The 13,322-nt window shown below is 35.4% G+C and carries 8 protein-coding genes; all 8 read left to right on the top strand.

What is annotated here, in order from left to right:
- Positions 1-16 precede the first annotated feature (16 nt).
- The 8 genes from EHV10_RS07900 (at position 17) to EHV10_RS07865 (ending at position 13,322) form a co-directional block, all read left to right on the top strand.
- Positions 17-1,450 carry a glycoside hydrolase family 32 protein gene (locus EHV10_RS07900; RefSeq protein WP_128674172.1) on the top strand — a complete coding sequence of 478 codons (1,434 nt, stop codon included), beginning with the start codon at positions 17-19 and terminating at the stop codon, positions 1,448-1,450.
- Positions 1,451-1,535: 85 nt separating this feature from the next.
- A complete protein-coding gene (locus EHV10_RS07895; protein ID WP_128674171.1) occupies positions 1,536-2,666 on the top strand; it encodes a CAP domain-containing protein in 1,131 nt (376 codons plus the stop codon).
- Positions 2,667-2,831: 165 nt separating this feature from the next.
- Positions 2,832-4,238 (top strand): Wadjet anti-phage system protein JetA family protein, encoded by a 1,407-nt coding sequence (locus tag EHV10_RS07890; RefSeq protein WP_128674170.1) that lies wholly within the window; start codon positions 2,832-2,834, stop codon positions 4,236-4,238.
- Positions 4,238-4,813 carry a DUF4194 domain-containing protein gene (locus EHV10_RS07885; RefSeq protein ID WP_128674169.1) on the top strand — a complete coding sequence of 192 codons (576 nt, stop codon included), beginning with the start codon at positions 4,238-4,240 and terminating at the stop codon, positions 4,811-4,813. The genes EHV10_RS07890 and EHV10_RS07885 overlap by 1 nt, the downstream gene beginning before the upstream one ends.
- On the top strand, positions 4,810-8,136 hold the full coding sequence (locus EHV10_RS07880) for an ATP-binding protein (protein ID WP_128674168.1): 3,327 nt from the start codon (positions 4,810-4,812) through the stop codon (positions 8,134-8,136). The genes EHV10_RS07885 and EHV10_RS07880 overlap by 4 nt, the downstream gene beginning before the upstream one ends.
- Before the next feature lie 373 nt (positions 8,137-8,509).
- Positions 8,510-9,721: a Wadjet anti-phage system protein JetD domain-containing protein gene (locus tag EHV10_RS07875; protein ID WP_128674167.1), complete on the top strand. Its 1,212-nt coding sequence runs from the start codon at positions 8,510-8,512 to the stop codon at positions 9,719-9,721.
- Between the two features lie 439 nt (positions 9,722-10,160).
- Positions 10,161-10,697, top strand: coding sequence for a ribosome hibernation-promoting factor, HPF/YfiA family (hpf, locus tag EHV10_RS07870; RefSeq protein WP_128674166.1), 537 nt, complete (start codon positions 10,161-10,163; stop codon positions 10,695-10,697).
- A gap of 189 nt (positions 10,698-10,886) precedes the next feature.
- Positions 10,887-13,322, top strand: a complete 2,436-nt coding sequence (locus tag EHV10_RS07865; RefSeq protein ID WP_128674165.1) for a beta-glucosidase — start codon at positions 10,887-10,889, stop codon at positions 13,320-13,322.

The following is a 13,322-nucleotide window of genomic DNA, read 5'->3' as shown; positions in this document are numbered from 1 at the left end:
GACAAGTGGTAATGATATGAACAACAAAGAAAAAGCGAATGAATATTTTAGAGAGAACAAATTAAAAATAAAAGATATTGAAAGGCCGGTTTATCATTTTACTCCGGATATAGGATGGATGAATGATCCGAACGGTTTTTCGTTCTTTGACGATGAATATCATTTGTTTTATCAATATAACCCATATGATATAAAATGGGGTCCTATGCACTGGGGACATGCAAAGAGTAAAGACTTTGTAAACTGGGACAGACTACCGGTTGCATTGGCACCGGATGATGAAATAAAGGGACAGTGCTTCTCCGGAACGGCAATTTGTGATGGAGATAAACATATACTTATTTACACCGTACATAATGACGGAAAAGAAGAGCAGACTGTAGAAGCCGGTGACGGAGTTAACTATAGAAGTATATCTAAAGCGTCTGTAATAAGAGTGGAACATCTACCTAGGGGATTTAGCGGTATAGATTTTAGAGATCCTAAAATTTGGAAAGAAGACGGCATTTATTATTGTATAGTAAGCGCAAAGAATGAAAGTGGTCTTGGTAGTATACTGCTTTTTGCTTCAACCAATCTGATTGACTGGGAATATAAAAATATTCTTTTTGAAAACAACGGTGATTATGGCAAGATGTGGGAATGTCCTGATTTTTTTAAACTTCATGATAAGTATATATTGGTAGTCTCTGTTATGGAGATGCAGGCAAAGGGCAGAGAATACTTTAACGGACATCAGGTATTATATTTTGTAGGTGAATATGATAAAAAACTCTACAGATTTACCCCTATAGATAAAGCAAGAACTTTGGATTTCGGCTTTGATTATTATGCACCTCAAAGTCTAAACGTTAATGAGAGAACTCTTTCGGTCGCATGGCTACATGACTGGGGTAATGACTTAACTCCTGATGGTGCAAAATGGTGTGGCCAGATGACATATCCAAGGGAGCTTGAATTAAAGAAAAATATTATTTATCAAATGCCCGCAACAGAGCTAGAAAAACATTATGAAAACGAGTATAAAACAAGCTTTTGTTTAAGTAATGATAATAAATTTCAAGATACAGAGTTAAATTCAAGGGTTGCAAGACTTGATTTGGATATCGAAAAGATTGATGCAAAGGAATGTATTATATATTTGGCGGCAAATCATAGATACAATTCTTTTATAAAGATAAATTTTAAAAAGAAAACATTGAAGTTTTCAAGAAGATTTTCAGGTTTGACCAAAGATGCTATTGATGAGAGAAAGATAGATATAGATGTCAAGTCAGGAAAGTTAAGTCTAAGTATATTACTTGACAGATTCAGTGTAGAGATATTTGTTAACGGTGGAAAAAAAGCATTAAGCTCGAGAATCTATACTCCTGTCGAGGCAAATGAAATCAGTTTTATTGCTGACGGTGAGGTAAGGGTAGATGCTTGCAAAAGAGATATAGTGGAATAATTTATTATACTTGAATATGTAGATACAAAAATGTTAATATATAACATAACAGTATTAAAACCACTTTATAATGTTGGAGGTGTTTATGAATTTATTCAAAAAGTTAATGTGTTCCGTATCGGCAGTAACGGTTTCAGCTCTTTTAGTGATACCTGTTATGGCTGCAAATGAAGCACAGTGGAAGAGGAATGATAAGGGATGGTGGTATGAAGAGGCGGACGGAACGTACCCTACAAATGCATGGAAACTAATTAAGGATAAGTGGTACTATTTTGACGGTATCGGCTATATGGTTGAAAATCGTTGGATAGGAAATTATTATCTTGGTGCTGACGGAGCTATGCTTGTAAGTACTTCCACACCGGACGGGTATTATGTGGATGCCACAGGTAAATGGGTGGAAGGAGTAAGTAAGGCTGCTGTAAATATAAGTAAAACAAGCGGATCCGGAACAAAGAGAAGTTCTTCAGGTGGCGGAAGAAGTAGTGGAGGATCAGGCGGTTCCGGTGGAAGCAGAAGAGGTGGTGGCGGTTCAGGCGGCTCCGGTGGAAATGGTAGCAGTTTGGGCTCTTCATCAGGTAGCAGTGTAGGCACAGCAGGAAATACTGGAAATAATACGTTAACGACTCCAAATACAACTACTCCTGCAGTTTCCACTCAGGAGACTCAGGTGATTGAAGCATTAAAGGCAATGGGACTTAGTGAGAAGGAGGCAAAGCTTTACTATATGATCAATGCATATAGAGAAAGCCTTGGATTACCGAAGTTGTCATTCTCAAAATCTCTTACAGAAGTTGCAAGAGCACATGTAAGTGATTCAAATGCATACACACCTGAAAATCAGGTAGATTCCAGAGGTGTGCAGGGTAATCTTCATAGCTGGTCAGGAAACGGAAGTTGGACACGTTTAGTTTATACAGGAGATCATAGCTATGCAAACGGCATGTGGAGCAAGCCAAGGGAGATTACAAATTATACAGGAAACGGATATGAAATTTCTTCAAAATACGGTGGAATGATAAGCCCTGAAACGGCACTTGGATTATGGAAGAACTCATCCGCACATAACGAGGTAATGATTACCGGTGGAATGTGGTCTGATTTAAAGACCATGGGAGTTTCCATTGATGGACATTATGCACATGTATGGTTTGGAAGTGATGCAGATCCTGACGGATATTATGATGTGGCAAATTATGATGTAATTCACCCATAATTAAAATTTGAATACCTTTATGATTGCTGACAGGCCTTTCGCTGATGCGTAAGGTCTGTTTTTAAGTAGAAAAAAGTATGATATAATCAGTACATAGTTGTTAAAAAGGAGAGACAGATAAGTACCGTGGTATACCGTTGGAACAGTATTTGGAATTAATATAGTATGAATATTTTTGATGAAGTAGATGAAAATCTGTTCAGACCTTTGACAGGGACAAATAAAAGAAAATATGTAGATATTCTGGCTCTTATTTGGGAAAAGTGCAAGCGGATGCCGATGTATGCTATAGAAAAAAGTACAATTTTTGATATGGCGGAGGAATATCTCCTGGGACTTAATGAGAATGTTGAACTGGATATGGAAGAGCAGGAAGAGGCAAGTGGAAATATAGCAGATATACGGATTATTGCCGGAAGCTTTATAAGAAGACTTAGAGATACAGGGTGGCTTTTGGAAAAGCCGGGTGAATATGAGGATGAGGATAATCTGGCAATTCATTATAAGGTGGTGCCTATATTGAAATCTTTTCAGGAGATTATCAGTCCTACTATCATCACCTATAAGGGAAAGCTTTTTAAAATATATTCGATGTTTGAACATATATCGGAACAAGGCAGCCCTTATGAAGGAGTTTTAAAAGAAGCTTCTGAGGACTTTGACAATCTGAATCAAGCACTCAGGACATTGGCGGCATCTATTGAAGACCATATAAATGATCTGACATTGGGAAAAAGTCCTGAAGAAATATTGGATTTTTTTGAGAAATATGAAGAAAAGATAGTTGTGGGATCATATCATAGATTTAAGACAAATGATAATCTGTTTTATTATAGAAGCAGTCTGTATGAGAGTCTTGATAGATGTGAAGATAATCTTTTTGATGCTTTGGTTCTGGATTATATGGATACCGAGCGTGTTGAAAGAGATGAGGCCGGTATAAAAATAAAAGAGCTTATACAAAAGCTTCGTATGGATATAGAGGAAATGGAAGCGATAATGCGAACTATTGATGACAGGCATATTTTATATAGAACCAGGGCAGTGCAAAGAGCACAATTTTTGCTTCTGTCTGACGGAAGCAGTAAGAGCAAAATCAATAATATTCTAAGATTTTACGCATGTCAGATAAACAGTAAAGAGGATGTATATGATGAAGATGACAGCGTTGCATATGATATTTTTCAGATATTCGGACAAAACTTCTTTGACTGTAACTCTCTTTCCACGCCTGTTAAAAAGAGAAAGCCTACGGCTATTGAATTTATGGATATTATTGAGGAACTGGACCAAGAGCTTATAGACGAGAAAAATCGCAAGATGATGGAATATATAAAAAATGCATTGACATCTGAAAATGTTAACAGATTCGCAAGAGATATATTAAGCGGAAATCATGCAGTGCAAATAAGTTCGGTATTTGAAAATGATCCGGATACTTTAATAAAAATCATAGGTCTGTATACCTATTCCAAGACTTCAGAAAGAGAGTATGATATAAGGCTTAGAGATAATGTGGTAGAGTCAAATGGTGTGAGGTTCAAAGATTTTATTGTTGAGGAAAGAAGGTAATGGCAACAGATATAAAAGAAGAGATAGCTAATTATTTATTGAATAATTGTTTTCTGATGGGAACGGTGGATACTACAAGAGAGAAGTATTACTATGTTATAAATCATGAAGAAAGTTTCAGACAGATTTTTTTGCCTATCGGATATACTTTGGTCATTCATAGAAATTTGAGAGTTGTTCAGCTTATAAATAATCATGGCAGCGGAAGGATTGCACTAAGGAAATATGAGAGCATTATCCTGCTTATTTTCAGGCTCTTATACGTAGAAAAGAGAGAAAGTTTATCCACCAATGAAGACAGAATTTATACTACAGTTGAGGAAATTAAAAATGAATATGAGAAGCTGAATTTGCCAAGAAAATTTGACAGAGCTTTTTTAGAGGATTCCATAAGAAATATAAAAAGATATAATTTGGTACAAGTAGCAGACAAATTAGTTGATATGGATGCAAAAATACAGATCTATCCTTCCGTTATGCTTGCAATGCCTGATACCGATATTTCAAAAGTATATGATGAAACTGTTAAGTTACTTTCTCAATACGAAAATTCCGAAGAGGAGGATGAAGAATGATAAGAATGACAAGACTTAATCTGATAAATTGGCATAATTTTCAAGATGACATTATAGATTTCAAAAATATCACATATCTTTTGGGCGTAAATGCAGTAGGAAAGACAACTATAATGGATGCAATCAGGTATTGCCTCACCACCAATAAGGACTTTAATACTGCCGGAAATAAAAAAAGCGGCAGAACTCTTTTAGGCTCGGTTCACCAAAAACAGAGAGCGGAGGAGAGTTATCTTCGTCCGGGGCATACAGTTTCCTATATAGGCATTGAATTTTTGGACGAAGCTATTAAAAAGACATTTGTAATAATTGCACGTGTGGAATCGGAAACTCCAAAGCAGGACCTTAGAGGAGTATATCAGGACTGGTATATTACAAAGCCGGGATACAGTCTTTTGGATATTCCGTTTTTTGTAAAGAGCAAAGAAGGAAAAAGCCCTGCTTCAAGAGAAGCTTTTAAGCTTGATAATAAGGGGATGGACAGGGCTTCAAATCAGGCTGATGCCAGAAGAAAAATCTGTCGTATGCTTGGTATAGGGGAGGCGGATTCTCCTATCGGAAAGAAATTTAATGAAGTATTCCATATGGGTACAAGTCTGGAGGATATAAAGGATATAAGAGAGTTCATTTATACTTATATTCTGCCGGAGCCGGAGGTAAACATTGATTTTTTGCAAAAGGACATGATTGAGCTTGAAAGGTTGCAGGAAATACTTCAGGAGGCATCTGACAGAGAGGCTTTACTAAGGGAGATAAATGAAAAAATAAAGAATGCAAGAGAACTTTTGGTTAAGGTGAAAATAAATGAGATATTGGTTGCATATGCAAATCTTCAAGGAAATATAGAAGAAACAAATGAAAGAAAATATCTTATTGATGAGTGGGAAGTAAGTTTATCTTTGTTGGAGGAAAAAATTACAGAACTTTCCGTTAGAGAATCAAAAGCCTCAGAACTCTTATATGAAGCACAAAGAGCAGCCGAAAATAATGCTGAAAATAAGGAGATGCTCTCTCTTGAGAGTGAAAATAAAAATAATAAAGTTGAAGAGAAAAGACTTACAGAAGAAGCGGCAAAGTTTGATAATGTGGCTAAAGACTTATTTGTATTAAGGGATAAATTAAATAGGCTTGGATTTGTTTTTGATATAGATAATTGCATAAGGGATGAAAATTGTTTTGAAGAAACAAAGATTGCAGAGATAAAAAGAATTGCTAAGATTTTTGCAGATATGGAAGAACAAATAAAAAACTATGATGCAAAAATAAGGACTGATATAGCTAAGTTAAATGAGGAAGGTAATGGACTTTCAAATAAAATAAAATCACTTGAATCAGGTGTGATGTGTTATCCAAAAGAAGCAATATTTGTCAGAGACAAGATAAATGAGGCCTTGAGTGAACAAAGCAAGAAGTCGGATGCCAGACTTTTGTGTGAGCTCTTATATATGACGGACAAGAGCTGGCAGGATGCAGTGGAGTGTTACTTAAATACACAGAGATTTAATATTATTGTAGAACCTGATAATTATATTTTGGCAAAGAAAGTTTTTATCTCTTTGGGTGATAAGGTCAACGGTATAGGACTTATAGATACAAGAAAAATAAAGAATGTAGAATATAAGATTGAGAAAGAGTCTTATCTGGGGGATAAGATTGAATCTGAAAATATATATGCCAAGGCATATGCAAGGTTTGTGATGAAAGATGTTATCTGCTGCGAATCGTCAGATGATTTGGAGAAATTTTCAAAGAGTGTTACTAAGGACAGACTTAGATTTCAAAGCTTTTGCTTACAGAGAATGGCAAAAAGAGAACATTTCATCGGTGTGGATGCCATTGAAAAGCAGTTAAAAGCCGCAAAAAAAGAACTTGTGGATATACAAAGTGGGTTGAAAAAGCTTGAAGATGCAAAGAAAAGCTTTGACTTCGTATATAACGGATATACAAGGTTTAGAGCCGGAGAGGGCTTTAGTAAGCTTGAAATGTATTGTGAATCAGGGAAAAAAGCTAAGGAGCTTGGAATAAAGATAGCGGATATAGCTAAGAAGATAGAAGAATTTATGCAAAATCCTATATTGCTTGCAATGTATGACAGAGTCAAGGAATGCAAAAAGAATGTAAATGATATAAGAGATGAGATAACAGATACCAAGGCAAAAAAGCAAAATATCAGCGATAATATAAGAAAATCAAATCTGATTATAGAAGAGCTTAAAAATAATCTGGAAGAGCTTAAAACTGTATATGAAAACAGTATAAAAGGATATTCGGAGTTTGCACTTGATGTGGAAAAGAAATATTTGAATGAAAGAAAGTCTAAAAAAGCTTCCGCTATTGCATATAATTTTTCAAATCGTATGGCACAGGATAATATAGCATTAAACAGCTATTTAAATCAGGAATTGATACCTTTGCAACAAAAGTATACCGCTACATACACTTGTGACTATGCAATAGGCTTGGAAGGGGCGAATCGGTACATGCAAGAATACCTTACCCTGCAAAATATTGAGCTGGAAAGACATAAGAATGAACTTGCACAGGCCCAAATTCGCTGTAAGGACAGATTTCGCAAGGAAGTGCTGTTTAGGATGAAGGACGATATCTTAAGGGCAAGGCAGCAGTTTAAGCAAATAAATCGTGTTATGGAAAATCTGGAATACGGTGAGGAAAGCTATAGATTCGGCATTGACAAGAGCAAAGATAAGGAACTGGGGCTTTTCTACGATATTATTATGGATAAGGACAATCAGCAAATTGACAGAGAAAATGATATGCTTGCATATATGGCTGAGGTAAATAAGTCCGAGGTATTTGAAAGTCAGATTGATGACTTTATGAGCAGAATAATGATAGATGTGGAAGAGCATGCAAAACAAAATCTAACAGGTCAAAAGTCAAAGGCAAAGAGTATGGGAATGTATGTGGATTATAGGACTTATTTGGACTATGATATTATTATAAAAAATTCAGTGACAGAGAAGGAAGTTGCATTATCAAAGGTAAGCGGTGAGGGAAGCGGTGGAGAAAATCAAGCACCGTTTTATGTAGCAATATGTTCGTCACTTTTGCAAATTTATGAGCAAAGTAAGGAAGAATCTATGAGGTTGATATTGTTGGATGAGGCATTTAACAATATGACCAGCGACAGAATCGAGCCTATGATGAACATGTTTAAGAAGTTGAATTTGCAACTGGTGCTTATAGCAACAGCAGAGAAGGCCACATCGATTTTACCATATTGTGATATTACCTACTCAATAGTTAAATCCGGAAACAGAAATGCAATACGAGCTTTCGAGAGGTTGGATGATGGATTATAGTAAGGATATAAGTTGATATTGACTTTATATTTATAAATAGATTATAATCTAATACAGCTAAGAAAAGATATGGTATCTCACGTAGATACAAAACGAACCCCTAGTAGTTGCCGCTATTAGGGGTTCTTCTCACTTTATACGGTTTGAGTATCCGTTCAGGCTAGTTGTCGCTATGATCTCTGTCTAACCATTTACAAATGTAGTAGCTGGCTACATTTGCCGCTACAGAGATAAGAAAAGATATGATTTCTATCACGTAGACACCCCCTTTCTGCTGTCAGATTGGGTGCGACAACAATATTATTATACTTTGTTTAAAATATAATACAATAATATGACGTATAATTGATTAAGAAATGTGAGAGGTTGGAAGATGGATTATAGTAAGGATATTTTAAATACTTTAGTGGATATGTATGAAAGAAGAGAGTATTATATAAAAGAGCCTTCTTCTTTACGTGCAATACAAATAGATATAAAAAAGACCTACCCGGAATATGTGGACAGATACGATCACAATGCGTATAAGGATATAAATGCAGCCATAGAAAAGTTGATAAATGAAGGATTGATAATATCAAAGCTTGAATCAACAGGTATCTACAGTAAGGTTAGATTAAATATTGACAGAATAGCGGATTGCTATAAGAAATTAAACAGAAAAAGTATTCCGGAACAATGTGAATATATAAAACAAATTCTGTCCTCATTTGCAAACAGTAAGTATAGGCTGCTAAATAATATAATATCCGACTGGATGAATTTGGCTATTAACTATGGGAAGCTGCCATATGATTTAAGATATGACGGTAAAAGGTTAAAAGATGTACTTACAATATTGGAAGCTGTATTTAAGATAGAAAAGGAAAGCTACATCAGAAATTTCTCAACGGCGGTATTCAAAGATTCAAAGAGATTTCAAAAAGAATTTAAGTCCTGTATAGAGAATATATTATTTGATTATACGGATGATCCTATAGAAAAGGATAAGATACTTGAATATTATAATTTGTATGAGAATCCTACATATGTATATATAAAGGGAGATGTGATAATAAGTTTTGAAAATTCTACAATATATGCTGTGGAGTTACCGGACGGAATAGCTCTCTCCAATGCTTCACTTAAAAGAATAAGAAATATAAAGGTACTTACAAAAGCTGTTATTACAGTGGAAAATCTGACTACATATCATGATGAAAATAAGAAAGAAGCGGTATATATCTATCTTGGAGGATATCACAATAAATCAAAGGAAGAATTACTTGAAAAAATATATAAAAATAATAAATCCTGTGAATATCTACATGAGGGGGATATAGATATCTACGGATTTTTAATACTTGAAAACTTAAAAGAGAAAACAGGTATACCGTTTAAGCCTCTCCTTATGGATATAAATACATTGAAAAGATTTTATGAAGCAGGAATATACAAGGAACTTAATATATCAGATATCAGAATGATTGAGAAAAACAGAGAAAACCTTAAAGAGTATTCAGAAGTATTGGATTTTATGCTTTTAAATAATTGTAAGGTGGAGCAGGAGTCTTTAAGGGCTGTACGATTACCGGAAGACAGTTAGAATATTAAAAGTAGTATATAATTTTATTGTCAAGTCTGAATTCTTAGGTTTGATACGAAACAGCAAAGTGCATAAATTTTATGTTTTAAAAGACTTGTCAACATTATCCACATTTTTATCCACAAAAATAGTGGGTTTTACAGGTCTTAGAAAGCTAATAAATAGGCTGTTTCCAAGTTATAAACCGACTTATCCACAATTTGAGTGCTTTATCCCCATAGAGTAAAGATTGCATTTGAGATAAATTTGTAGATTTTATGAGCTAAAATATATAAAAGTGCAATTTTACTCGGAAAATACAATTGGATGAAAATTTAATAAAAATCATATTAGTTGAAAAAATTAATCAAATTGACAGTACAATTACAAATTCAAATTGAATTTTTGTTTACAAAGTGGTATACTATAGACAAATAAAAAAGAAAAGGAGCTTATACATATGCGTTATACAATTACTGGAAGAAATATTGAAATTACTGATGGTTTGAAGAAGGCGGTAGAGGAGAAGCTTCAGAAATTAGAAAAGTATTTTACAGCTGAGACAGAGGCAAGAATTACATTAAGTGTGCAAAAGGAAGCACATAAGATTGAGGTTACTATTCCTACAAAGCAGGGGCTTATAAGAGCTGAGGAAGTTAGCCAAGATATGTATGTCAGCATAGATAAAGTTCAAGACATAATAGAAAAGCAGATTAAAAAGTTTAAAAATAAGCTTATAGATAAAAAACAGGCTGCAATGTCATTCTCGGATTTCTTTATAAACGATGAAGCTACCTATGGAGACGATGAAGACGAGATAAAGATCGTAAAGACAAAGAGATTCAGTATCAAGCCTATGGATCCTGAGGAGGCATGCTTGCAGATGGAACTTTTGGGACATGATTTCTATGTTTTCAGAAATGCAATCAGCGATGAGGTATGCGTAGTTTATAAGAGAAAAGACGGAAAATACGGTATTATAGAGCCGGAAGTTTAAATTGGTTGTTAAGCTATTAATGGTTACAGGGAGTCTTAAGACTCCCTGTTTTTGTATAAAAAATATTTTGAAAACATACACAACTTTTTTTAATATATACTATAATATAGACGGGTGTAGAGGTAAATTTATTTGCTGAATTTACCATGATGTAGAAAGAGCGGGAATAAGTTTTCTATAAGGAGGAGAATGAAGCATAGGGATATTATTGAAAAAATGACAATGGAAGAAAAATGCGCATATCTTTCAGGTAAAAATGCTTGGGATACGAGGTCGTTTTCTTCTATAGGGGTTGATGTTCTTCACCATGCTGACGGACCTACAGGTGTAAGAAAGCAGGCAGGAAAAGGTGACCACCTTGGGTTGAATGCTTCCGTACCTGCAACATGTTTTCCGACTGCGGCTACTTTGGCAAACAGCTGGGATGTAAGCCTTCTTGAAAAAGTGGGAGAAGGACTGGGAATTGAAGCGGCGGCAGAGGATGTAAATGTACTTTTGGGACCCGGAATAAATATAAAGAGAAATCCGCTATGCGGAAGAAATTTTGAGTACTATTCGGAAGACCCGTATCTTAGCGGAAAACTTGCGGCGGCTATGATAAAGGGGATACAAAGTAACGGAATAGCCGCCTGTGTGAAGCATTTTGCCGTAAATTCACAGGAGCTTCGCAGAATGGCTATGGATTCGGTACTGGATGAGAGAACGCTTAGAGAAATCTATATCACCGCCTTTGAAATAGCTATAAAAGAAGGTAAACCGAAATCTCTAATGACGAGTTACAATATGGTCAACGGTGTGTATGCAAATGAGAATGAGCACCTTCTGACGGATATTTTAAGAAAAGATATCGGCTTTGACGGTATGGTGGTTACCGACTGGGGAGCTTCAAACGATCATGCTTTAGGGGTAAAAAACGGTTCAAGTTTGGAAATGCCGGCTCCGGGACTTGACAGCGCAAGAGAGCTTTTGGAGGCATTAAAGACCGGTAAGATAAGTGAAAGTAATATTGATGCCAGAGTGGATGAATTGATAGATATCACATTGGCTACAAAGAATAAGAAAAAGCCGCAAGATAAGGCGAAGATGTTTGAAGACAATAATGCGCTTGCAAGAGAGGCTGCAAGAAAAAGTATTGTGCTTTTAAAAAATGAGGAAAACATTTTGCCGCTTGATAAGAGTAAAAAGGTAGCGATTATCGGTGACTTTGCATTTAGCCCAAGATATCAGGGAGCGGGATCTTCTATGGTGAATGCGACAATAGTGGAGAATGCACAAAGGCTTATAAAGAAGCTTGACCTAAATATAATCGGTATGGCACATGGATATTCAAGAGCGGATAAAGAGGATGAATCCCTTGTAAATGAAGCAATAGAGCTTGCAAAGCAGGTGGATATTGTACTTTATTTCTTCGGACTTAATGAGGCGAGTGAATCGGAAGGTCTTGACAGAACTCATCTTAGAATTCCAAACAATCAGATAACATTATTGGAAAAGCTTTCAAAGGTTAATGAAAATATAGTCGGTATAATCAGTGCCGGCTCGTGTATTGAAATGCCTTGGGAAAAGAATTTAAAGGGAATACTACACGGATATCTCTTCGGTCAGGCAGGCATGGGTGCGATATTTGAACTGCTTAGCGGTAAGTACAGTCCAAGCGGCAAGCTCTCTGAAAGTATTGTAAAAAAGTATGAGGATGTTCCGAACATAAAGTATTATCCTTCAAAAGAGAGGACTTCGGAATATAGAGAGAGTATATTTGTAGGCTACAGATATTTTACTACAGCAAATATACCTGTAATGTATCCTTTCGGATATGGACTTTCCTATACGGAGTTTAAGTATAGTGATATAGAGGCAGATAGAAATAAGGTAAGCTTTTATATTGAAAATACGGGTAAGTTTGCAGGTGAGGAGATTACGCAGCTTTATATAGGATTGAAGGAATCGAATATATTCAGATCAAAGTTTGAATTAAAGGGATTTGAAAAGGTATATTTAAATCCGGGTGAAAAGAAAAAAGTCACTATTTTATTTGATGATAAATCGTTCAGGTTTTATAATGTAGCGACAAATGCCTTTGAGATTGAGACCGGAGAATATGATATATATATAGGAAGCAGTTGTGTAGATATCAGATTGCAGTCTAAAGTAAGTGTTGAAGGTAATACAACAGTTTTCCCATATAATAGGAGTGATTTGCCTTCATACTTTGACGGAAATGTAGCAAATGTAAGTGATGAAGAGTACAGGATTTTGCTTGGAAGGGAAATACCTGATGGACGCTGGAGCGGGGAACTTGGAATCAATGATGCATTATGTCAGATGTATTATGCAAAAAGCTTTATTGCAAGACATGTATATAAGGTACTTGATAAGAGGCTGAAAAAGTCGCTTGAAGAAGGAGTACCGGATCTTAATACTCTTTTCCAGTTTAATATGCCGTTTAGAGCTATCGGAAAAATGAGTAACGGACAGGTAAGTATGGAGATGGTAGATGCTATATTACTGTTGGTAAACGGACATTTCTTTAAGGGGATTACAGGTATTATAAAGGGATATTTTAAAAACAGAAAGGCCAATAAGATATATAAAGAAAAGTTCCTTCAAAGAGAAGATAGAGAGTAG

This window comes from Lachnoanaerobaculum gingivalis (assembly GCF_003862475.1).
GTDB classification, from domain to species: Bacteria; Bacillota; Clostridia; order Lachnospirales; family Lachnospiraceae; genus Lachnoanaerobaculum; species Lachnoanaerobaculum gingivalis.
This window is presented reverse-complemented; position numbering and strand designations above follow the sequence as displayed.

Coding starts and splice junctions, on each gene's coding strand:
- EHV10_RS07865 (WP_128674165.1), top strand. CDS start 10,887: ATGAAGCATAGGGATATTATTGAAAAAATGACAATGGAAGAAAAATGC.
- EHV10_RS07895 (WP_128674171.1), top strand. CDS start 1,536: ATGAATTTATTCAAAAAGTTAATGTGTTCCGTATCGGCAGTAACGGTT.
- EHV10_RS07890 (WP_128674170.1), top strand. CDS start 2,832: ATGAATATTTTTGATGAAGTAGATGAAAATCTGTTCAGACCTTTGACA.
- hpf (WP_128674166.1), top strand. CDS start 10,161: ATGCGTTATACAATTACTGGAAGAAATATTGAAATTACTGATGGTTTG.
- EHV10_RS07880 (WP_128674168.1), top strand. CDS start 4,810: ATGATAAGAATGACAAGACTTAATCTGATAAATTGGCATAATTTTCAA.
- EHV10_RS07900 (WP_128674172.1), top strand. CDS start 17: ATGAACAACAAAGAAAAAGCGAATGAATATTTTAGAGAGAACAAATTA.
- EHV10_RS07885 (WP_128674169.1), top strand. CDS start 4,238: ATGGCAACAGATATAAAAGAAGAGATAGCTAATTATTTATTGAATAAT.
- EHV10_RS07875 (WP_128674167.1), top strand. CDS start 8,510: ATGGATTATAGTAAGGATATTTTAAATACTTTAGTGGATATGTATGAA.